The organism is Parasphingorhabdus sp. (assembly GCF_039982395.1).
Classification (GTDB): Bacteria; Pseudomonadota; Alphaproteobacteria; order Sphingomonadales; family Sphingomonadaceae; genus Parasphingorhabdus.
The window spans coordinates 676,808-699,824 of record NZ_JBDWYO010000003.1; the positions used below are offsets into that span (position 1 = coordinate 676,808).

The 23,017-nt window shown below is 54.3% G+C and carries 20 protein-coding genes; 8 read left to right on the forward strand and 12 right to left on the reverse strand.

Annotation, left to right across the window (positions count from 1 at the left end):
• The first annotated feature begins 56 nt into the window (after positions 1-56).
• Complete coding sequence (locus ABJV08_RS09835; RefSeq protein ID WP_348038271.1) at positions 57-1,958, forward strand: hypothetical protein; 1,902 nt, start codon at positions 57-59, stop codon at positions 1,956-1,958.
• A gap of 171 nt (positions 1,959-2,129) precedes the next feature.
• Here the strand turns inward: ABJV08_RS09835 and msrA are convergent, their stop codons facing one another.
• The 6 genes from msrA to ABJV08_RS09865 all read right to left on the reverse strand — a co-directional run bounded on the left by msrA (position 2,130) and on the right by ABJV08_RS09865 (position 6,885).
• Positions 2,130-2,867, reverse strand: a complete 738-nt coding sequence (msrA, locus tag ABJV08_RS09840) for a peptide-methionine (S)-S-oxide reductase MsrA (RefSeq protein WP_348038269.1) — start codon at positions 2,865-2,867, stop codon at positions 2,130-2,132.
• A 6-nt stretch (positions 2,868-2,873) separates the two neighbouring features.
• Entirely contained in the window at positions 2,874-3,032 is a 159-nt protein-coding gene (locus tag ABJV08_RS09845; protein ID WP_348038267.1) for a hypothetical protein, read from the reverse strand.
• Positions 3,033-3,422: 390 nt separating this feature from the next.
• Positions 3,423-4,625: a pyridoxal phosphate-dependent aminotransferase gene (locus ABJV08_RS09850; RefSeq protein ID WP_348038265.1), complete on the reverse strand. Its 1,203-nt coding sequence runs from the start codon at positions 4,623-4,625 to the stop codon at positions 3,423-3,425.
• A gap of 73 nt (positions 4,626-4,698) precedes the next feature.
• Positions 4,699-5,001, reverse strand: a complete 303-nt coding sequence (locus tag ABJV08_RS09855) for an alkylphosphonate utilization protein (protein ID WP_348038263.1) — start codon at positions 4,999-5,001, stop codon at positions 4,699-4,701.
• 92 nt (positions 5,002-5,093) lie between these two features.
• Positions 5,094-5,555 (reverse strand): hypothetical protein, encoded by a 462-nt coding sequence (locus ABJV08_RS09860; protein ID WP_348038261.1) that lies wholly within the window; start codon positions 5,553-5,555, stop codon positions 5,094-5,096.
• A gap of 40 nt (positions 5,556-5,595) precedes the next feature.
• Positions 5,596-6,885 (reverse strand): O-acetylhomoserine aminocarboxypropyltransferase, encoded by a 1,290-nt coding sequence (locus ABJV08_RS09865; protein WP_348038259.1) that lies wholly within the window; start codon positions 6,883-6,885, stop codon positions 5,596-5,598.
• Positions 6,886-6,966: 81 nt separating this feature from the next.
• Between ABJV08_RS09865 and ABJV08_RS09870 the strand changes: the two genes are divergently transcribed.
• The gene (locus ABJV08_RS09870; RefSeq protein WP_348038257.1) at positions 6,967-9,477 is read left to right on the forward strand and encodes a bifunctional diguanylate cyclase/phosphodiesterase; all 2,511 of its coding nucleotides are present in this window, start codon (positions 6,967-6,969) and stop codon (positions 9,475-9,477) included.
• A 75-nt stretch (positions 9,478-9,552) separates the two neighbouring features.
• Complete coding sequence (locus tag ABJV08_RS09875) at positions 9,553-10,434, forward strand: alpha/beta hydrolase-fold protein (RefSeq protein WP_348038255.1); 882 nt, start codon at positions 9,553-9,555, stop codon at positions 10,432-10,434.
• A 201-nt stretch (positions 10,435-10,635) separates the two neighbouring features.
• On the opposite strand, the gene ABJV08_RS09880 is transcribed toward ABJV08_RS09875, so the two are convergent.
• Positions 10,636-10,992 carry a hypothetical protein gene (locus tag ABJV08_RS09880; protein WP_348038253.1) on the reverse strand — a complete coding sequence of 119 codons (357 nt, stop codon included), beginning with the start codon at positions 10,990-10,992 and terminating at the stop codon, positions 10,636-10,638.
• A 78-nt stretch (positions 10,993-11,070) separates the two neighbouring features.
• Positions 11,071-12,924, reverse strand: a complete 1,854-nt coding sequence (pabB, locus tag ABJV08_RS09885; RefSeq protein WP_348038251.1) for an aminodeoxychorismate synthase component I — start codon at positions 12,922-12,924, stop codon at positions 11,071-11,073.
• Between the two features lie 70 nt (positions 12,925-12,994).
• Between pabB and ABJV08_RS09890 the strand changes: the two genes are divergently transcribed.
• The 5 genes from ABJV08_RS09890 (at position 12,995) to ABJV08_RS09910 (ending at position 19,016) form a co-directional block, all read left to right on the forward strand.
• Positions 12,995-14,935 (forward strand): prolyl oligopeptidase family serine peptidase, encoded by a 1,941-nt coding sequence (locus ABJV08_RS09890; protein ID WP_348038249.1) that lies wholly within the window; start codon positions 12,995-12,997, stop codon positions 14,933-14,935.
• Positions 14,936-14,942: 7 nt separating this feature from the next.
• Positions 14,943-17,579, forward strand: a complete 2,637-nt coding sequence (locus tag ABJV08_RS09895; protein WP_348038247.1) for a DUF2339 domain-containing protein — start codon at positions 14,943-14,945, stop codon at positions 17,577-17,579.
• 2 nt (positions 17,580-17,581) lie between these two features.
• The gene (locus tag ABJV08_RS09900) at positions 17,582-18,007 is read left to right on the forward strand and encodes a LuxR C-terminal-related transcriptional regulator (protein ID WP_348038245.1); all 426 of its coding nucleotides are present in this window, start codon (positions 17,582-17,584) and stop codon (positions 18,005-18,007) included.
• Between the two features lie 64 nt (positions 18,008-18,071).
• Positions 18,072-18,635 (forward strand): DUF4199 domain-containing protein, encoded by a 564-nt coding sequence (locus ABJV08_RS09905; protein ID WP_348038243.1) that lies wholly within the window; start codon positions 18,072-18,074, stop codon positions 18,633-18,635.
• A gap of 6 nt (positions 18,636-18,641) precedes the next feature.
• Positions 18,642-19,016: a VOC family protein gene (locus tag ABJV08_RS09910; RefSeq protein WP_348038241.1), complete on the forward strand. Its 375-nt coding sequence runs from the start codon at positions 18,642-18,644 to the stop codon at positions 19,014-19,016.
• 2 nt (positions 19,017-19,018) lie between these two features.
• Here ABJV08_RS09910 and ABJV08_RS09915 read toward each other — a convergent pair whose 3' ends face one another.
• The 4 genes from ABJV08_RS09915 to ABJV08_RS09930 all read right to left on the reverse strand — a co-directional run.
• Positions 19,019-19,705: a crotonase/enoyl-CoA hydratase family protein gene (locus tag ABJV08_RS09915; protein WP_348038239.1), complete on the reverse strand. Its 687-nt coding sequence runs from the start codon at positions 19,703-19,705 to the stop codon at positions 19,019-19,021.
• Between the two features lie 142 nt (positions 19,706-19,847).
• The gene (locus ABJV08_RS09920) at positions 19,848-20,861 is read right to left on the reverse strand and encodes a class V aminotransferase (RefSeq protein WP_348038237.1); all 1,014 of its coding nucleotides are present in this window, start codon (positions 20,859-20,861) and stop codon (positions 19,848-19,850) included.
• 104 nt (positions 20,862-20,965) lie between these two features.
• Positions 20,966-21,763, reverse strand: coding sequence for a tryptophan 2,3-dioxygenase (locus tag ABJV08_RS09925; protein WP_348038235.1), 798 nt, complete (start codon positions 21,761-21,763; stop codon positions 20,966-20,968).
• Between the two features lie 42 nt (positions 21,764-21,805).
• A partial coding sequence (locus ABJV08_RS09930) for an ATPase, T2SS/T4P/T4SS family (protein ID WP_348038233.1) occupies positions 21,806-23,017 on the reverse strand: 1,212 nt, incomplete at its 5' end.

The window sequence follows — 23,017 nt, forward strand, 5'->3', positions numbered from 1 at the left end:
GCTCAGTCCATATCCCGATTTCCAAGGGTCAAAGTTGGAACATCAGGGAGTGAAATATGAAACGCATTCAACTAGCTGTATCGATATTGCTGGCCGGCACTGCAATGTCGGCACAAGCGCGGGAAACCTCAATCAAGCAAACGGCAATTCCGGTTTCGGCCCTTGGAGAGGAAGGCTTTGAAGGAAATTTAAAACGGATTGAGGATATCAACCGCCTTTGTGTGATCAACAGAGGTGACCCTGCATTTGGTCGAAACGCAACGCCCGGCGTCATCAGCCCGATGAATGTGCGGGGATTGAAAGATGAATATCGAGGCAGATTCGATCAAATACCGCAGCATTTTGCCGACGGCATTCCATGGATCACTCCCAATGGAGAAAGATTGACAGCATCCGATCTGCAACGGATCGAGATTCTCCAGGCGCCAGATGCGCTGAACTGCAACGCCGACACAAGCACCGCAACGCCCGACCCGGATCTCGCCGTCCAGGCCCTGCCCGATCAGGTCTACAACGCCCGCCGCTTGCCCCGGGCATCCGACGTGCGTGCCGATCTGGATTCTTTGGTAGAGGCATGCAGAACCGCAACAAGCGAAGAAGAAGCTACCGCTTACCGGCAACGCTACGAATATCACTTCGCGCAATTGCGTGAACTCGACGCGATCCGCAGAGATTTACGTGAACGTCTGCTCACCAACGACCCTGATCTGGACGAAGCAGACGCCATCAATCAGTTGAAAAAACTGGATCCTGCGATCGAAGGGGCGATATTCCCATCCCAACTCAAATGTCCTCCTACGGCAAGTGAATTGGCGATGATCGAGAGGGAACCCAAACCGGTAGGCAATGAATATTCGATAAAAGATGCGACCACATATAGGGAGAAACTTGCTCTTGATGATAGCGGCCAGCCGGTAGATACCTCTGCCGAATACGAGGTTCGCGGGCCCTTTAGAAGCGATAACACCGCGAAAATTCCCGTGACAGAGACATCTACCCCGAACCCTGACTTGGTCGTAGAATCCAATATGGGAACATATGTTTCAGCTGGCTTTGGGTCTCTGACATTCGGTGATGCTACGGTGGGTACGGGCTTTCAATCCACCGGCCCCGGCACGGAAACCTTCGCCGATACAGCACCGACACAATTCGACAGCTCCGGCATATCTGCCGGAATTCATTTTGAGCTTACAGACGCCCTTAAAGGCGGATTTCACTACGGCTATAGTGAAGGGGATGCGCGGAAAGACTTTGATATACCGGCAGGCGGCGCGATTGATGTCGGCAATGTCTATGGTGGACTATCGCCTAGCGGCTCGACGGGGCTCAATATCGGCAATCGGGGCTTGAGTGGCTTTAACGAAGCCGATTTCAATCTACATGAGGTAAAATTCTCGGTCACAACATCGATCGCTTCCGAAGGAGGGTTTGCCTCCACCGCCACATTATTCATCAACGCGCTGTTCATGGACCGCAGTTTCAGAGGCGAGACCAATGCCAATGTATTCGGTACGCCGATAACACAGGGTAGAGATCAAACCGTCCAGGACAGATTATTCGGGCTGGGTGGCATATTGAACGGCCGCCTTCCCGTCGCCGAAGGCGTGTCCGCCACAGGGTCAGTAGCTGGTGGTCTCTATTATCGTGAAACCGACATGGATGCGACGGAGTGGAACATGTGTGCTCTATGTCCTCCTGCGGACCAAAATTTCACACTGACGTTTGCGGAAGATGATTCGGGTACCAGCTTTGCCGGAACGGTAGCCGCCGGTCTGGAGTTCGACGTCTCTCGAGACCTGAAGTTCACCATTGGCGCCGATGCCAGCTATGTTTCGGACATCGGGCAGATCATCAACCCCAGTTCGGGTGATCAAGTATTGAATGGGGAAACCACGAGACTCGGCACCACTGATGCTTGGCGGTGGCAGGCCACAGCCGGTTTCAAACTAAGCTTCTAATGCGGGTCGGCAGCAGTCAGTTCGTTCAGTCGGGCTGGCTGCGTGCCATCCATAGCATTGCAAGGCCCACAATCAGGGCTGCACATGCGATCAGAATTTCGAATTCTTGGTTGACCATGACCCCTTCTTAGCAGGGCAAGACTAACACCTCGTTAAACACGAACCAGAAAATCAACTGACCGGCTTGGCGCGATACCGTTTCGGAAAATAGCGCTTCAGATTGGCAATCTTGGGTTTGTCCCAACGCACGATATAACCTTGCCGTGGGTTTTTTTGCATGAAATCCTGATGATAGGTCTCCGCTCGGTAAAAGGCTTTATAGGCTTCTACCTTTGTCACAATCGGCCGCCGCCAATAGCGCCCTTTTTCCAGCTGCGCGATATAGGCACGGGCGGCTTTCGCTTGCCCGGCATTGGTTGGCACCAGCGCACTGCGATAATGTTTGCCGCGATCCGGGCCTTGGGCGTTAAGCATCGTCGGATCGGCAATCACCGAAAAAAATATCTGCATCAGCCGGCCATAGCTGACCTGACTCGGGTCATAGACCACCCGCACCGCTTCGGCATGACTGGTCATGCCTGCGCTCACCAGCTTATAGGTTGCGCTACGCTTGGTGCCGCCATGATAGCCGGATGAAGCGCTGATCACGCCCTTGGTATGCTCAAAAACGCCTTCGACGCCCCAGAAACAGCCACCGGCAAAAATCGCAACGGCCCGCTTGCCCTTCTCGCCTGCTCTGACGCGCGGCATCGGGATGATCGTCGCCTTCTCGGCAGCATGAGCCTCTCCGATCAAAGGGATGGCAGAAGCCTGACCGTCGGGCAGAGCGGTTTGCATACCACCCCACACAGCGCCAAAACAGGCAACGCTGACACCAAACATAATCGTGCGAGAAAGAAATGGTCCCATAGCGGCCTAGCCCAATATCTGCGAAGCGGCGCTGACGGTCGAAGACAGGCTCTCACCCAGGTCACCGCGCTGCTCAGCGGGTTGCATACAGAATAGAACCAATGCACCGGCAAGAAAGCCGCCGCCGAGGCTGTAGGTCAAATCGGATTTGAAGATTTTCATCATCGTCTGTTCCTTGGGGGTTATCTGGTTGTTCGAAACATCCCGCCTGTTGGTTACAGCCTTTAAGATAGTCTTCCTGTCACCGCTGTGAACCTGATCACAAGATCATATTCAGTTTGCCCGCGTTTAGATTTTCTATCGGAATGGGGATTTGTTCATAATATCTCAATCGCCGGGTTTTCTTTGTCTCGCGGCAGTTCGCTGCGCGAACGCCTCCGACGGGGCGGGCTATCGCCCGACGCGCGGTCGCGCTTGCCTCCGCTTCGCGTCGGTTTGGCGCTCCCAATCTTGGTTAGTTTCTCACCGAGCGCAGCGAAGCAAGGCCAACCGGCCGCCGCGCCTTATTGGCGCGAAAGCCAAGCGGGCGGATGCCCGCGCCCGGCGACTGAGGTTTTAAGTCAACGCCGCGCAGGCCCGTTGGATGCGGGTGCAGGCCTCGGTCAATATTTCTTCCGATGTGGCATAGCTGATCCGGAATGCGGGCGAGAGACCAAAGGCGGCGCCGTGCACCGCCGCTACCTGCGCTTCATCCAGAAAATAGGTGATCAGATCTTCGTCACTCTCGATCACCGCGCCCTTCGGGGTCGTTTTGCCCATCAACCCGCTGGCATCAGGATAGACGTAGAAGGCGCCTTCCGGTGTCGGGCAGCTTAGCCCCGGCGTATCGTTGATCATGGACACGACCAGATCGCGGCGCTTTTCGAATGCGGTGTTGCGCTCGACCAAAAAATCCTGCGGGCCATTGAGGGCGGCCACAGCAGCGGCTTGCGAAATCGAGCAAGGGTTTGAAGTCGATTGCGACTGCAGCTTGCGCATCGCCCCGATCAACCATTCCGGGCCGCCAGCATAGCCAATGCGCCAGCCGGTCATCGCATAAGCCTTGGAACAGCCATTCACTGTCAGCGTCCGGTCATATAGTTCGGGGCAGACCTGCGCGATGGTCGTGAAGGGAAAATCGGCATACCAGATATGCTCGTACATATCGTCGGTCATCACCATCATGTTCTGATGCGGCAATATCACCGCACCCAGAGCCTTGAGTTCGTCCGCGCTATACGCAGCACCGGTCGGGTTGGACGGCGAGTTCAGGATCAGCCATTTGGTTTTGGGCGTGATCGCCGCTTCCAGCTGTTCGGGCGTGATCTTGTAATTTTGCTCGGCACCGGCGCCGATCGTGACCGGGGTGCCGCCCGCGAAATTGACGATGTCGGGATAGCTGACCCAATAAGGCGCGGGGATGATCACTTCATCGCCGGGATCAAGCGTCGCCACAAGCGCGTTAAACAAAGACTGTTTGCCGCCGCTGTTCACCGAGACCTGCTTGGGCGTATAGGTCAGGTCGTTGTCGCGCGCGAACTTGGCGACAATCGCTTCCTTCAGCGCCATCGTGCCATCGACCGGCGTATAGTTGGTTTCGCCATCACGGATCGCCTTGATCGCGGCATCCTTGACGAAATCCGGCGTGTCAAAATCGGGTTCCCCGGCGGACAGGCCAATGACATCAATACCCTTTGCTTTCAGCTCGGTGACCCGGCCTGACATGGCCATGGTAGCGGAAGGTTGGATACGGCCGATCGCGGCTGAAAGTTTGGTCATGGGGAGTCCTATCTCAAGGAAAAGAGGCGACTGCCTAATATCATTGCTGCTGCACTGCAACAGGGAGAATGGCTCAGGACCGCTTTTTCACAAATTCTGCTCGTAGGACGAGACCTTTGATCCCGTCATGCTTGCAATCAATTTCCTGCGCGTCACCGGTCAGGCGGATCGACTTGATCAAAGTCCCGCGTTTCAGTGTCTGCCCCGCGCCCTTGACTTTGAGGTCCTTGATCAGCGTCACCGCGTCGCCGTCGGCTAGAAGATTGCCAACCGCATCAACGACGTCCGGTCCCGCTGCTTTGGCCGCAGCCTCTTCGGGGCTCAGCCATTCGCCGCTGTCCTCGTCATAGACATAATCGCTATCACCATCAGTCATCACAAAGACTCCACCACCAGCTGCATATCCGCAATAAAGTCATCAATCTACTCGATCCTCACCGCACACGAACCACGTCTGGATTCGCTCCATCAAATGAGAAAGTCATATTTTTCAGGGTACTTTCCAACACAATCACCGTCCAAGTCTCCGCCACTAAAATCAATTGTCGGGTAATCAATGTAGAAGTTTTTAAGTATGGCTACATTTTTATCGCCCCGCATCCACACAAAGTCATAGGGTTCTACTCCAAAGTTTTTGATCCGATTTTTTGGGCCGTACGATAAAGCAAACCCCTTTGGATTAAACTCATATGGATGTTCTTTTGCCTTGGGGTAACTTTTTCGGAACCTGTCTAGTTCTTCTCTCAACAGTCGATAATTTTGATTGTCCACAACGACAATCCCAACATCATTCTGACACTTTTTCTCAAAATCATAGTGGATATATTGGTACCAAAATATGTAAGCTACAATGGGCGCGATCAGTGTGAACAATGCCGCCGAACAACCGAACGAACCACATCCGTCAAAAATTTTCCAATTATATTCCATCGATTATCTCTCAGCTTCGCTTTGGCAGGAATCCGATACACTACAAAGTTTCCAGCGCCTGTTCCATATCCGCGATAATATCGTCGATATGCTCGATGCCGACGGAGATGCGCACGACGTCCGGTCCAGCACCCGCAGCAACCAATTCGTCACCTGACAATTGGCTATGCGTGGTCGAAGCCGGGTGTATGATCAGCGATCTTGTGTCGCCGATATTGGCCAGATGGCTGAACATTTTTACCGCCGACACCAGCTTGGTGCCCGCATCATAGCCACCCTTCAGACCAAAGGTAAACACCGCGCCGCCCTTGCCGCCGAGATATTTCTGCGCCAGCGCATGATAATCGCTGTCGGGCAATCCGGCATAGGACACCCAGCTGACCTCGTCGCGGCCTTGCAGCCATTTGGCCAGCGCTAGAGCATTTTCGCAATGCCGCTCCATGCGCAGCGCCAACGTTTCCATGCCGGTCAATATATAGAAGGCATTTTGCGGGGCCAGCGCCGGTCCCAGATCGCGCAGCGACAGGGCACGCGCGGCCAGAATGAAGGCCATTGGGCCAAAGGCATCGGTAAACACCTTGCCATGGTAGGACGGGTTGGGCTGGTTCAGAAACGCGTATTTCGGGCTCTTCGTCCAGTCAAACTTGCCGCTGTCGATGATCAGGCCGGCGATGCTGTTGCCATGGCCGCCGAGGAATTTGGTACCGCTTTCCACGACAATATCCGCACCATGTTCAATCGGACGGCAAAGCATCGGCGAAGCCATCGTATTGTCGACCACCAAGGGGATGCCGGCCGCATGGGCGATATCGGCAATGGCAGAAATATCCTGCACCACACCGCCGGGATTGGCGAGGCTCTCGATAAACACGCAGCGCGTGTCATCGGTGATCGCGCCCTTGACCTCGTCCATATTGTCAGCGTCGACAAAAGTGACATTCCAGCCGAATTTCTTTACCGAATGGGCCAGCTGGTTGAGCGAGCCACCGTAAAGTTTCTTGGCTGCGACGATATGAGCGCCGGGGTCCATCAGAACGTGAAAAACAATCAACTGCGCGGCATGGCCCGAGGCCACCGCAAGCGCTCCCACACCGCCCTCCATCGCCGCAATTTTGCCTTCCAATGCGCCGTTGGTCGGGTTCATGATTCTCGTATAGATATTCCCGAACGCGTCGAGATTGAACAGATCGGCTGCATGATCGACATCATCAAAAACATAGGATGCCGTCTGATAAATCGGCGTGATCCGCGCGTTGGTGGCCGGATCGGGTTCGGTACCGGCGTGCACCGCCATGGTTTCCAGACGTGGGGTTTCCAATTGATCGGCCATGTTTGTCTCCGCAAAATGAAGGATATATATTGTTTCGTTCTGCTTGTGCTTTGGTCCGGTGACTTAGGCAAGCAGGAAGCAATGAAGGGAAGTGTTAAATTTGATAAACAATGGTTAAGCTATTGCAACCACGGTCTTAACTCATCGTTACAGGCTTTGTTATACTATCGCGCGATGGCCGGCCTAACAATCGTCGATAACACTTTGAGCAAGCTTTCCCAAGCGGACCGCCAAATGGTCACGCGCGAGCAATTGCTGGAGCATGGCCGCGTCATTCCCAGCAGTGTAATCGGCAATTTTATTGCTGCGACGATTCTCACATTCGTATATTTTGGGGATATTCCGCCAGCACTGCTGGGTCTTTGGTGGCTGATTTACACCGTCAATGCGGTTGATCGATTGATGCTGAGAAGCCGATCCAAGACCGCTTCCGACAATAGCGAGTTGCTGCGGATGAAAAAGCGGCTAACCATCAACGCGGCCTTTAACGCCAACCTATGGGGCGCGGCGGCGGCGGCTTTGCTGAGCGTCGCTAGTCCCATTCAATCCGGTTTGCTCATGGCGGTTTGTGCCGGAGTCATGGGGGTTGGCGCTCTCACCTATCGCTGCATGCCGGATGCCACGCGCGCGTGGTTGACCACGACACCTGTCTGTCTGGCTTTGGGGTTGCTGTTCCGTGGCGACCTGGTCAGCCTGATCGCGACCGTGATGCTGATTGTCTACGCCTATCTGCTGTTTGAGAATAATTGCAGAATCTTCGCGGGTTTTGTCGAGGTTCTCCTTTCTCGCAAAGAGATTGAGGAAGGGTCGGAAACGGTCAAACTGCTGCTCAACGATTTTGAGGAACAGTCCTCCAATTGGCTATTCGCCGTGGATCAGGAAGGTCAGCTGGTCGACGTTTGCGACCGATTTGCGGAAGCCGCGCAAATGCCAGTCGGTGAACTCAACGGCGCCAAGCTGACTTCTCTCTTTGAAAAAGATGGCAATTTGGATTCGCTGATCGATCATCTTTCCAACGGACGCTCTTTCCGCGACCTGTCCCTGATCACCGACGTGTCCGGCACGCAACAATGCTGGACGCTCAGCGGTCGCGCGGCCGAGAAAGAAAACGGGTCGAGGCAAGCCGCCAATGAGAATGAGATCGTTCTGCGCGGCGTTATCGCCGATGTCACGGCCCAGAAAGACGCGGAGAACAGGGCCAGCTATCTCATGCGTTTTGACAGTCTGACCGACTTGCCAAACCGCAGGCTCTTTGGCGAAACACTAAACCGGGCGATGTACGGATCTCAGGATGATCCACTGTCCGGCGGCGACGACAAGCCAATTGCCAAAAAAATTGCTCTGATCTTGTTCGATGTGGATCATTTCCAGGCCGTAAATGATGATCACGGACATGATATTGGCGACAAGCTGTTGCAGATCATGGCGCGCCGCTTCGGAAAATTTGTCGGACCAGAAGACACATTGAGCCGGACCGGAGGCAATGAGTTTTCCTTATTGCTCACCGGCGAACGGGCAATGGCCGCCAAAGAAATCGCGACTGAAACCGTAGAGCATCTGAAGAATGTTTTTGCGATAAACGAACATCGGATCTTTCTGAAATATAGCGCCGGCATTGCCCATTGGAATGACCAGCATCACGATGTTGATACATTCATGAAAGAAGCAAATCTGGCGCTACATGCCGCAAAAGCGGCGGGCCGGGACCGGATAACCTGCTTCAAAAAAGGCATGAATGTCGCCGCTGAAGAACGGCGGCGGATGGAACAGGACCTCATCAATTCACTCGAAAATGGCCAGATGAAAGTCTATTATCAGCCGGTCATTGATCTGAAATCCATGAACAAAATGGGTTATGAAGCGCTGGTCCGCTGGGAACATCCGGAAAACGGTTTGATCATGCCCGACAAATTTATTCCACTGGCCGAAGAAACCGGACTGATCATACAATTGGGCGAATGGGTGATCCGCAACGCCGTGGAAGAGGCCGCATCCTGGCCAAACCAGAATATGGTCGCCGTCAACCTGTCCCCCGCCCAGATGCGCAGTGCCAGCCTGACCCCGACCGTACTCAACGCCCTCGCCACCACCGGCCTTGATCCGGCGCGGCTGGAATTGGAGATTACCGAGAACGTCCTGTTAAACGACAGCGATAGCAATCTGCGCACGCTGCACAGCCTAAGGGCACTGGGCGTTCGCATTTCCCTGGATGATTTTGGCACCGGCTATAGTTCGCTAAATTATTTACGCGCCTTCCCGTTCGACAAGATCAAGATCGATCGCTGCTTTGTCGGCGAGATCGACAGTCGCGAAGAAAGCCGGGCCATCGTCCGTTCGGTCATCGATCTGGCCCGCAGCCTCGGTATGCAAACCACAGCCGAAGGCGTGGAGCGCGAGAGCCAGGCCCAACAGCTGATCGCCGAAGGTTGTGATCAAGTGCAGGGCTATCTTTACGGCAAAGCCGCAGCCTTGGGCACAGACCGCCCCAAGCGCGCAAAAAGTGCACCAATAGCGGCCATCGCGAATGATTTCGTGGAACGGCGCAAAGTGCCGCGCGACGAGAATGGCGCCACGTTTCAGAAGCGGGCTTGATTGACGGTTAGGTTCAAGCAAAAACCGACTGGGCAAAGACTGGCTTAGGATACGCTAATCGAGTAGACTATAGCGATGAATGACAGCCTGACATTGAAACTTGGCCGACTTGCTATGCTCGGATTGCTGGCAACGGCGACCCCGGCAGCGTCCCAAACTCCCGATAGACAAACCGGATCAATACAATATCTTCCTGCTCTTGCCGGCGACTATTTCAGGCTATCTTCCCAAGAAGTCGGAAGAGACTATCACATTTATGTCCGGCTTCCTGAAGGCTATGATAAAAACCCCGATCAACGCTATCCGACTGTCTATTTGCTTGATGGTGACTCAACATTCCCGATGCTGGCGCCATTGCATTTGTTCATGCACTATGACGACAAAATTCCCGAAGCGATTATTGTTGGCATCGCATATGGCGGTTTCGATCCCTCGATAAACAAACGTCATATAGATTTTCGCACCATCATGGATGACGGCACCCCGGGAGGGGCATCACAATTTCTTTCCATGTTGGAGAAAGAGCTGCTGCCAAGCATCGATCGACAGTTTAGAACGATTCCAACACGAAATATCATAGTCGGTCAAAGCCGCGGCGGTAGTGCGGTCTTGCAAGCAGCATGGTTAAAACCGAACTTATTTTGGGGTCATGTCGCCAGCAACCCGGGTCGCGAACCAAATACCAAACTTCTATTCGGTATGGATCGCACTCCACCAGAGAAGGAGCGGAGCGGCTATCTTATTCTAGCGTCAGGTTCCCGTGATCGCGACTATTTGCGTGAAACGGCCTTGAAATGGCGGGATACCATTGCTGTGCGGGATGATTTGCCGTGGAACACGCGATTTATCGATATTCCGGGCGGAACACATGCCGCGGATATCGGGAACGCTTATCGCGCTGCCATGAAGATCATGCTTGGGCAGCCTGAGGAATCGAAAACTCAATTGCAAAAATGAGTGGAAGACAATTGGAACCGAAAAGTGCAGCGCACTAATTCGAGATTTTACCTCCAACCAACCCCCGCACACTATTCCCCACCAGAAACCCGCCTGCCAGATCCTCCGCGCGCAAATCTGCTTCGACTGCCTGCCCGTTTTCCAGCACCATGTTCGGACACCATATTCCGAGGCGTTGTGACAAATCCTCATGATTGAAGATCAAAATATTACCGACCAGACAAATCGCGACATAACAAACACCGCCGGGAACAATGCTCCGGCTAAAACTGACATGATCAGACCCATGAAGAAGAATGTAAAATCAAACGGCTCACGTTTCAGAATTGCGTTATCAATCAACATTCCAGCGAAAAGGGTCAGATAAATCAGCAAAATCGCGACCGAAAGTTGTATATATTTGTAGTTTAAGGCGAATATATATTGATAGCCCAGAAACAGAAGGAATAGAAAGCTGGTGACCAAAGAGGTCACGATAATGGACTGCACCAAGAATAGAACAACCTTGCTGACCTTGGCATCGCGAACAGAATAGGTGATTATCGAAACCAAAACCATTGAACCGGCAATAATTCCAATCAGATAGCTCCCATTCAGAAGAGAAAAATAATCGCGAACGGGTTCTAGAAGCACGGATTAAGCAACCTCACCTTGCACCAACCCCCGCACACTATTCCCCACCAGAAACCCGCCCGCCAGATCCGCCGCGCGCAAATCCGCCTCGACCGCCTGCCCGCTCTCCAGCAGTTCCGCGCGCAGCACGCCCGGTAACACGCCTCTTGCCAATGGCGGCGTCAGCAGCTTGCCGTCGCGCTCGACGAAGATATTCCAGATGGCACCTTCGGTGATGAAACCCTCGCTATCGACGAAGATCGGGTGGACGCCCTCGCCCTGCGCGCCGTCTTCCGTAGCGACCTGATAAACCCGCCGGTCGCTGGTCTTGTTGTGCAGACGGAAGTCTTGCGGGTCGGCCTTCATGGGAACCAGCTGGCACGGGACCGGGCCGTCTATCGGCGCGGGCAGCGGTTTGACTTCTATCGCCAGTGCGCCGGACTGGGCGAGCATCAGCCGGACCATGGCGGGGCTTTCCTGATGGAAGGTGACTGCTTGAATCGCATTGCGCGCGGCGTGGCGGTCAAATTCAAATTCCAGTCGGCCGGCGCTGGCCTTCATCCGTTCGAGGTGCGGCTCGAGCCGCGCGATACCGTGCGCGGGATCAAAGGCCATGGTTTCGATCAGGTCGACCTTATGGCCGCCTTCCGCATTGGCATCCACTTTTGCAAATCTCCCCTTGGCGAGACATTCCCGCCATTCGTCATCCCCGTCTGAGTCCGCTACTATGCCAGAGCCGAGGCCGATGGAAAGCGTTTCTTTGCCCTCCCCCTTTTGCGGAGGAATGAAGAAGGTGCGGATGGCGACGTTAAAGGCGGCGTCCGACTGGCCCTGTGCATCTGCTGCGTCGATCCGTCCGATGGATCCGCAATAGATACCGCGCGGACCGCTGGTATCTTGGCTGGCTTCGGGCGCGCCATCCGGCGCTTGCTCCAGCTCGTCGATTATCTCCATCGCCCGGATTTTCGGGGCGCCGGTGATGGACCCGCAAGGGAAAATCTGGCGGATCACATCGACCGCATCGAGGCCGTCTTGCAATTGCGCGGTGACGGTCGAGGTCATCTGGTGGATCGTCGGATAGGTCTCGATGTGGAAAAGCTCCGGCACGTTCACGCTGCCCTGCTGCGCCACCCGCGACAGGTCGTTGCGAAGCAGGTCCACGATCATCAGGTTTTCGGCACGCTGCTTCGGGTCGCTTTGCAACTGCGCCTGCACCGCTGCGTCAAGCTCCGGATCGGCAACCCGCGCGGCAGTGCCTTTCATCGGCTTGGCAGTGATCCGGCCGTCTTTCAGCGCGAAGAATAGTTCCGGCGAGAAGGACAGCATCCAGTTTTCGCCATCAAAGACGACGCCGCCATAGCCGGCCTGTGCACGCCGCCTGATTGCGGCATAAAGCGCCAAAGGATGTCCAGAAAAGTCCATATCTGCACGAAAAGTGAGATTTGCCTGATAGATATCACCGGCCTGGATATAATTTTGTACAGACTGGAAAGCGGCGTCATAGGCCGGGCGTGAGACCAGCGGTTTGATCCGGCCAAGCCAGGCTCCGTTACGATCGGGCAGGCTCGATTCCACGCCGCCTTCTGCTATTTCCTGATAGTCATCGAATATCCCGAACCAGGCCAATGGCGCCGACATTTCCTTTGGAATACAGCCTCTTAACCTCTCTTCAAGATCCAGCCCCGCTTCATAAGACAGATAGCCTGCAACATGTTTTCCCGCCAATCGCGCCCGTGACAAGGAGTCAAAACATGCCTCCAATCCTTCCAGCCGGTCCACTCGAATGACCTCTACCGGATCCCGATAGAGCCGGGCTGGCGCGGCACCAACAGCGCGCACATCATCGAGCAGGACAAAGGGAGAATTTCCATCAAACATTGCCCTCCCCTAATTGCTTTTCATACCATTCGTCCATAAGCTTGCGGAAAGAATAGGGGGGAATTGTTCTATGCGGCGTTGGTTGGCCTGCCAGATAATCGTGCTTTTTGCGCTATTTACAGAAGCGGCGCAGGCCGCGCCGGATGCCGTGGCCCCAAAACCAGCGGCGCTTGTTGTTGATCAGATTCCCGATATTCCCCTAGCGATTGTCGAGCAGACCCGTCCCTATATGGAATATCGCACCGCCAGTTTTGTCGACTGGGATCCCGAAAGCAAAGCCATGCTGATCTCCACTCGCTTTGCCGACACCCGCCAGCTGCACCGCGTTACAGCGCCCATGGCACAGCGCCAGCAACTGACCTTCGCCAGCGAACCGGTCCTCCGCGCGCGCTACGCCCCCGATGGGACCTCGCTCTTGTTTCAGAAGGACAGTGGCGGAAACGAGGTGCACCAGATTTTCGCTCTGGATAGCGGAAAGCCAAAGCTGCTCACCGACGGCAAGAGCCGCAACAGTCTCGGGCCCTGGTCGAGCAGCGGCAAAATGCTGGCCTTTGGCTCGAACAAGCGCACCGGACTCTATAATGACATCTATCTGATGGATCCCGCCAAGCCGGAGGATGCTCGGATGCTGGTTGCATCCACAGGCGGCGGCTGGTTTCCGATAGATTTCTCGCCGGATGACAAGCATTTGCTGGTGTTCAACTATGTGTCAGTCACCGACAATCAACTCTATCTCATCGATACTGTGAAGGGCAATTTGCGCAAATTGACCGAAAGCAAAAAACCGGTCGCTTATGAAGGACTGCAATTTGCTCCCGACGGCAAGCTCTGGGCGGCGTCAGACGATGGAAGCGATGTTAAACGGCTGGGCATTCTTAATCCCGAAACGTCGTTGTTCGAGCCGATGGTTGATGAAAAAATCTGGGACATTTCCGATTTTGATATCAGCAAAGATGGCCGCTGGATCGCCTTTGAAGTCAACCAGGCCGGTCGCTCCATGCTGAAATTTTATGACACCCGGTCCGGCAAAGTTCGTGCCGTGAACGCGCTACCATCCGGTGTGATCAGTGGAGTAAAATTCGCGCCCTGGGGTGAGCTTGGCCTGACTCTGAACAGCAACCGCACTGGCACCGATGCCTATAGCATCAATCCCGAGACCCTCACCATCACACGCTGGACCCAAAGCGAAACAGGCGGGTTGAATGCCGCCAACAATGCCTCCCCCGAGCTGGTCGAGATCAAGAGTTTCGACGGCGAGCCTATGTCTGGCTTTCTCTATCGGCCAGATCCTAAGAAACACAAAGGCAAACGCCCGCTGATCATCAGCGTTCATGGTGGACCAGAAGGACAAGCCACACCTCGTTTTCTCGGCCGTAACAACTATCTGATAAACGAACTGGGCATCGCAATATTCTATCCCAATGTTCGCGGTTCAACCGGCTTTGGCAAAAGGTTCGTCTCGCTCGACAACGGACCATGGCAACGAGAGAATAGCGTGCTCGACATTGGTGCATTCCTCGATCATCTGCGCAAAGACAAGCGCATTGACCGCAAGCATATTGCTGTTACCGGAGGTAGCTACGGCGGCTATATGACGCTGGCTTCGATGCTGCGCTATGGAAAGCGACTCAAAGCGGGGCTCGAAGTCGTTGGCATTTCGAACTTCGTGACCTTTCTAGAAAACACTCAAGCCTATCGTCGCGATCTGCGGCGGGTCGAATATGGCGATGAACGCAACGCTGAACAGCGCGCCAAATTGCTGGAAATCAGTCCGCTACAACGCGCCAGCGAGATTAAAATCCCGCTGATGGTGGTCACCGGTGCAAATGATCCCCGCGTCCCGGCAAGCGAAGCAGATCAGGTCATCAAAGCGGTGCGCGCAAACGACCGGCCGGCCTGGCATCTGTTGGCAAAAAACGAAGGCCATGGGTTCCGGAAAAAAGCCAATGCTGATTATCAATTCTGGGCAAGTCTGATTTTCTGGCGAAAATATCTGCTAGAGGAACAATAGAGCCGTGATGGAATTTATTCTCCTAACGGGACTTATCGTCCTGACAGTCCTTGTCTTCGATGGCCGAAAGACCATCCAATATCTCCGCACACGCGTTGAAGATTTAGAGAGCAGGGTGATTCAGCTCGGCTCCAGCGAAAATGATCCTGAGGTTGATAGAGTTGCTAAACCAGCGCAGAAAACCACATTTGCCAAACGCGCGAAACCTCCGGCACAAGTCTCGGTACCGGCCTCCAAGCCAATTGAACCCGAGCTTGAAACTCCAGATATTGCACATCCGGTAAAAGAACCACCGCAAGAACCCGCTATCCCAACCCTCAGCATGGCGAAGCGCTTCGAAGATTTGATTGGTGGAAAACTGCCTATCTGGATTGGCGGCATCGCTTTGATATTTGCTGGCTTTTTTCTCGTGCGCTTTTCTATTGAGTCCGGTCTATTTGGTCCGACAGCCCGCTGTATTACAGCAACTTTATTCGGCTTGCTGCTGATTAGTTTTGCCGAATTTGGTCATCGCATCCCGCGCTTTGGCAATATCTTCAACGATGATCTGCGCATCGGCCACAGCATCACCGGGGCCGGCATAGCCGTTCTCTATGCTACGCTTTACATGGCCAGCGAGCTCTATGGCCTGCTAGGTCTGACCAGTTCGCTGATCGGTGTGATATCGGTCACCATTCTGGCTTTCATCTTGTCGCAAAAACACGGCCCTCCAACGGCAATCATGGGACTATTGGGCGGATTTGCAGCGCCTTATGTCGCTGGACTGGGCCCTGAATCGGTTGCTCCGCTGCTGATCTATCTGGCGGTATTTACAGCAGGTGTTTTCGGACTGGCGATGTATCGCGGATGGGCTTGGTTGGCGCTTTTGGCAACCGGCGGCAGCGCATTGTGGTCGACCGCATTGCTGTTCATGGATTTAGCAGGCGATATGTCATTCGTCGGGCTGTTCATAACATTGCTCGCCATTGGAGGCGCACTTACAGTCAGCCGCACTGGTACCAGTTTCGGTATTCCCAAACAAATAATCCAGTCCATTCCGCTAGGCGTAGGTTTACTACAATTGCTGATGCTTGCCCCACTCATCGAGTTTTCGTTGATGGGTTGGCTGTTTTTTGGCGTACTTTCAATATTCGCGATCGCGCTTGCCTGGCGCGACAGCACTATGACTCCATCTGTTTTGGGCGCCCTCGCTTTGTCCATGGCGATGGTCGCGATGGCATTTGTTACAGACAAGAACGGTACATTCGAAACAGTCGCGGCCATAGGCTTCGCGGTGCTTTTCGGCATGGCCGGGCATTTCTGGGCGATGCGTGAGAAAGATGGCTGGCTTTGGGCCCTCTGCGGAATCTTGGCCCCCACCGGAATGCTCGCTATCTCGACCATTGGCGACTTTGGCTGGAATGATCGCCTATGGGGCGCGCTCTGCCTGCTCGTCGCTCTGCCAAATGCGCTCATGGCTTGGCGCACGAAAAACCTTCAGCAAAGCAAGATTATGCCGCTCGCTACTGCGGTGACGGCAATATTACTGGCCATTGCGCTGTGGCTTTGGACCGCGGATAGTGTTGCGGCAATCGTAGCTATATTGATCGCGGCGGCACTTGCCTTCTGGGCTCGCTTTACAAAACGCACTGCGATTGCCTCACAAAGTTTGCTCGCTGTCCTGTCAGGCGGATTGATCATGCTGGTTTCTTCTTATCAGCTGGTCGCAACGTTAGCGGCATCGCTCGCGGGAGAAACCGACCTGTACACTCATCTACCCTCCGTATTGCCTCTGGTTACCGAACTTGCACTTCCCGCCGCGGCCCTTGTCGGGCTGGCGTATCTGTTCAGAGACATATTCGAAAAATCATCGAGCCGATTGGTCGGGTTGATTGGAATTCTGGGACTGGTTGGTTTCAGCTACCTCCTTTTCAAACAACCGTTAGCCATTGGCCCAATAGAGAGTTTTGTTGCTTACGGCTTTGCCGAACGTATTGTCCTGACCAATTTATGTGCACTATCAGGGTGGTGGCTGCTTTGGCGGCGTTGGCCAGAGAAACTCGGTGGCCCTCTTCAAATACTCGGATTGGTCTTCGCCGGCTTGGCGCTTTTCCGGTTTATCTATTTCGATCTCATGCTGCTCAGTCCGACGAACATCAAACAAGCGTTGGGTCCCGCTCCTTTCGCCAATTTGGGGACATTGCATTATACGGCTGCAGCGCTTTGGCTGTGGCTGTTCACCAAAACGGCAGTGAAAGCCGATTCAGGACTAGCTCCAGTCCGGTCGCTTGAAATTGGCAGCCTGCTTGCTGCCGTCGCAGCGGTCATGGTCACCGTTCGACAGGCTGTTCACGGATCAGATATCGCAAGCCCTCCGTTAAGCTCAACGGAAACCTATCTCTATTCGGCAGGGCTATTGTTGCTCGCCATAGCTTGGTTGGCGCGCGGGATCCAAACGACCAATGCCTTGCTCCGGATCAGCGGCTTGTTATTGCTGACAGTGGTCACCTTCAAAGTATTCCTGGTGGATGCTGCACAGTTGGAAGGGATTCTTCGGATCCTATCCTTCCTTGGCCTTGGCATCGCGCTCATCGGTATTGGCTGGATGTACGGCAAGATCATGAAACGCGATGGCGTTCCTCTAGAAACGGCAGTTACGGACTAAACATGTCACGTTCGATGATCCGGATTGTCTTAGTCTACGCTCTGGCGCTGGCAATTGCGGCCTTCGCTCTCGAATGGCTGCAGTTTCAATATTTCAGCAAGACCTATTCCATTGAGATATACATCGCCATCATCGCCATTGGTTTCGCGGCATTGGGGGTCTGGATGGGAAACCGCTTAACCGCGCGAAAGTCAAATGGCCCTTTCGAACGCAATGTTGCGGCCCTTACATCATTGGGGATCTCGGCGCGGGAACTCGAGGTTCTTGAGGCTTTAGCGGCGGGCGATTCCAACAAGGAAATTGCCCGCACGCTGGAAATTTCTCCGAACACAGTCAAAAGCCATATCGGTCACTTGTTTGAAAAACTTCAAGTTAATGGACGGGTTCGAGCGATTGAAGAGGCGCGCGTTCATCGTCTAATAAGATAGTCATTTCAGGTGATTTTCCGCCAATCACCCGTCTGGGTGATTGGCAATCCTATCTTGAAGCAGCATGATCATCAAAAGAAACGGAGGATCAACCATGCAGAAAATTGCTCTAACCTATGGAGTGCTATCCGGTACCATCGTCATTCTTTCGATGCTGCTGGGGATTGTCGCAAGCGGCGGCGAGAGCTTCTGGTCATCGGAAATTTTCGGCTATCTGATCATGCTGATCGCGCTTTCGATGATATTTGTCGGAATCAAGAAATATCGCGATCAGGAATTGGGCGGGATGATCAAATTTATGCCGGCTCTCGGATTGGGTGTTGCGATCTCGGCCATTGCCGGTGTGATCTATGTCTTCGTCTGGGAAATCTACCTGATCTCTTCAGACTATGCGTTTATCAACGACTATACCGCCAGTTTGATCGAGAAGGCAAAGTCCGAAGGCACCTCCGGAGCAGCGCTCGAGAAGGTCGTCAGCGAGATGCAACAACTGGTAGAAGATTATGCCAAGCCTTGGATTCGCTGGCCTATGACCTTCCTTGAAATATTCCCGGTTGGCTTGCTGATCTCATTGATCTCAGCCGCGCTGCTTCGCAATGCGAGATTTTTGCCGGCAAATAGCAAATAAGGGAGAATGAAGATGAAACTCGGAGCCTTTTCCATCAGCCTGTCCGTCAAGGACATTGCTCTATCAAAAGCCTTTTACGAGAAACTTGGTTTTACCAAATTTGGCGGTGACGAGGATCAAAAATGGCTGATCCTGAAAAATGGCGAAACGCTTATGGGTCTTTTCGAGGGCATGTTCCCCAAAAACATGCTGACATTCAATCCCGGCTGGGATCTGGATGGACAAAATCTCGACGATTATGATGATGTCCGCGAAATCCAGAAATCATTGCAAGCCAAAGGACTAGCATTGGACAGTGAAGCCGAAGGCGACAATGGTCCGGCCAGCATTGTGCTGACCGACCCTGATGGCAATCCCATCCTGATCGACCAGCACCGGTAGCATTATTTTCTCAAGTTAGGATGGTTACCAATACTCGCCCGGATTGCGTCCAATGCTGGTTTGCGCATCGCTGATTTCTGGTAGGCATAAGCATGGCCAGGAAGCTGGGCTAGCTTGCCGGCGATCGCGACAGCCTGTTCCACCACCTTATCGGGTTCGACTAGCATATCGAGATAGCCAGCCTCGACCGCGCCTTTGGGATCGTAGATAAAGGCCTGAATCATCGCGCGCGTTTGATGCAAAGGACTTAACCGGTCACGAGCCAGTTCGACCGCAAAGACAGGCAGAGTCATGCCGGTGATCGATTCATTCGCACCCAGTTTGAAATCACCGGCGGCGCCGATCCGCGTATCGCAAGCCATCAGCAGAAATGCGCCCATCGCGATCGCATGACCGTTGCAAGCTCCGACAACCGGCATTGGGCCGCCGTACAAGCGAAGTATAAGTTCTGAAGCGCGATCTAGCAGGCGCACAGAATCATCGCGAGTGAAACTGCCCATCATACCGAGATCGAAACCACCGGAAAAACGACCAGTGCGGCCTGTCAGAACGATCGCCTTCGCATCCGCTTCTGCTTTGTCGAGCGCGTCATTCATGGCGATCATAAGATCGAAATTGACGGCATTGGCCTTGCCATCATCCAGGGTGATTAGGGCCACATCATTTTGAATATCGAGGGAAACGCTCATGGTTTATCCTTTACAAGGCGGTTTTAATTGATCGATTAAGCCTATTGTTAAAAATGCTCAGGTCAATGGAAAAAGTCCGTCGAAAAAGCTTCACAAGCCTCGAAAAATGGCCCTGTCCCGACTTGCCGTAACGGCAAATCGCTCAGATCACTCGGCCTATTATTTTTGCTAAACGCTCCACATCTTCCCGATCATGATAAAGCGCAAAGCCAATCCGCAAGACATCACCACGAACGTCCGTCACGACATTCTGATCAGCCAACCTATCGTGCAGCACCGATGCTTTTTCTCCCTGAAAAGCGAGAAAACGTGCATGTTGATGACCGTCCAATGGATTGAGCAATTCAAAACCTGCCATTGGATGCTCGTCCATAAACTGCGCCTGAAGAGCCGAGACATGTTCCGAAATCACGGCTGTTGTCAGCCCTTCACTTTCAAGCATTTCTTGCACGGCGTTGAAGCGATAAAGACCGGAAGGGTCAAAAGTGCTGCCCAGAAACCGCCGCCCATCCGGCGCATAGCCAACATCTCCAGGTGGCAGGGCGAGATCGTCGAATGCCGCATACCAGCCCGTAACTGCCGGCCGTTCCGCGTAGCCAGGCGGCGAATGAAGAAAGCAGGCACCCTCGCCTGCCATCGCATATTTATAACCACCCGATAGATAAAACACTCTGTCCGCAATCTGTGACAGATCGGTCTCGATTGCCATGAAACCGTGATAGCCATCGATCGCAACCCAAGGCCCCTCGGGTTTGGAAAGCGCAGCAAGTTGATTGAGCTCCGAAACGATTGCGCCAGAATTAAACAAAACATGGCTCGCAAAAATCAAATCATAGTCACCGGTTCGGGCGGCCTTAAGCAGTTCATCGGGCGACGCCGTTTCCAGAACCACCTCTCCCGATTCAACCCATCGCGTCATCTGTCGACGAAAACTATGAAACTCGCCATCGGTCGCCAGCACCTTGGTTGGCCGTGCTGGAATGGCGGACAATAGCCTCACAATGAAATCATGCGTGTTCGGCGCGAAGCAAAGTGTTGCGGGATCGGGTAGCTTAAGTTCATCAGCGACATGCTGCTGCGCTTCGGACCAGACTGGTCCCATGATCTTATCCCATTTGTGATCTGCCAGCTCCGCTGCTTCCTGCCACGCAGCCATGTGGCCGTCATGGCTTGCATCCGGCCAGAGGTGATGGCTGTGGGCAGCAAAGTGTAGGCGCTCGCCATTCGCTGTCAGAGACCTCGAAAACAGGTGCTTCCAGCTCATAACTCGGTACGTAGCGACCAGAGTTCAGGAAAAGCGCGCTTGCCCACTGTCGACTGCAAATAGGAAACACCTGCCGTTCCGCCAGTGCCCATTTTTCCCCCGATGATCCTCTCGACGGTCAGCACATGCTTGTGTCGCCAGGTCGCCATCGCATCATCAAGGTCGACTAGTTTTTCAGCCAACTGATAAAGTTCCCAATATTTTTCGGGATTGCGATAGACTTGCAAAAAAGCCTGTTCCACCTGCTCCGAAGGTTGATGCGCTTTGGCAAAATCACGCCCCAGCAGCTCCGGCGCGATATCAAATCCAGCCCGCGCCAAGGCCGCGATAGCATCATCCCAAATACTTGGATGGTCCAGTGCTTCCTGCATTGCCGCCTGCGCCTCTGGGCGATCCTCCTGATGTTTCAGAAAGGCTTTGTCCTTAAGGCCAAGCATATATTCCACCGTCCGGAACTGATCCGACTGAAAGCCAGAGCTCGGCCCGAGCACATGACGGAAGCGCGTATAGTCGCTCGGCGTCATTGTCGATAACACGTCCCAGCTTAGCGTCATCACCGCCTGTATCCGGCTAACCCGAGCCAGTGCCTTATAGGCGGGCACAAGTGCGTCTGCCGAAATCTGCTGCTTGGCAAAGCGCATCTCGCGGATGATCTGTTTCAGCCAAAGCTCTTTGGTCTGGTGGATGATAATGAACAGCATCTCATCATCCAGATCTGATCGTGGATGCTGCGCGTCCAGCAATGTATCAAGCGCCAGATAGCGCGCATATGTCATGGTTGATTGATCGGTCATGCGAGATAGTAACGCCGCTATGGGCGTAAGGGAAGGCCTAGACTAACCGGCCAGCTGGCTTTCGCGCCTCGAAATTCTGATCCCCTCTTCCGCCGTGGTTAAACCTCCGCGAACCATGGCGCGCGCCGCTGAGCCTAGATTTGGTTGATTGAGGAACGCATGAGCTGCAATGCGGGCCTCATCCCCACCATCATTGATGAGTTTGCGGAGCGTGTCGTCGATGCGGATTGCCTCGAACACGCCGATGCGGCCCTGGAACCCGGTCTGGTTGCAGGCCTCGCAGCCCGTCTCGCGATAAACCACCGTGCCATTGTCAAAGCCGAGCAGCGAGGCCAGAGAGCCATCTGCCTGAATCGGGGTGCGGCATTCCGGGCAGAGCTTGCGGACCAGACGCTGCGCGACAACCGCTCTGAGCGTCGAGGCCAGCAGAAACGGCTCCACCTTCATATCGCGCATACGGGTGATCGCGCCCACCGCATCATTGGTGTGCACCGTCGAGAGCACCAGATGGCCTGTCAGGCTGGCTTGCACCGCTATCTCGGCGGTCTCTCTGTCACGTATCTCCCCGATCATCACCACGTCCGGATCCTGCCGCAATATGGCGCGCAGTCCAGCAGCAAAGGTCAGACCGACCTTGGCGTTCACCTGCGTCTGGCCAATGCCTTCGATCGCATATTCCACCGGATCCTCGATGGTCAGGATATTGCGACTGCCATCGTTGAGCTGCTTGAGCCCGGCATAGAGGCTGGTGGTCTTGCCCGAGCCTGTCGGCCCGGTGACCAGGATGATACCATTGGGCTCGCTCAGGGCCTCGGTGAGAATATCATGTGTGCCCGGTGACATGCCCAGCAGATCCAGCGATATCCCGGCACTCTCCTTGTCCAATATCCGCATCACCACCCGTTCGCTCGACCGGTTGGGCAAGGTCGACACACGCACGTCGAGCAGTTTCCCGCCCAGGGTCAGGCTGATCCGGCCATCCTGCGGGATCCGTCGCTCGGCGATATCCAGCCGCGCCATCACCTTGATCCGGTTCACGATCACGCCGGCGACATGGGGCGGCATGCGCAGCTTCTCGGTCAGCACCCCGTCGACCCGCATCCGCACCACAAGGCCGGTCTCATAAGGCTCGATATGAATGTCCGAGGCACCCTGTCTTGCTGCCTCTGCAATAATCCCGTTGATCAGTCTGATGGTCGGCGCGTCGTCCGCGCTGTCCAGCAGATCTTCGGCGCTGGGAATGTCGCCGGCTAT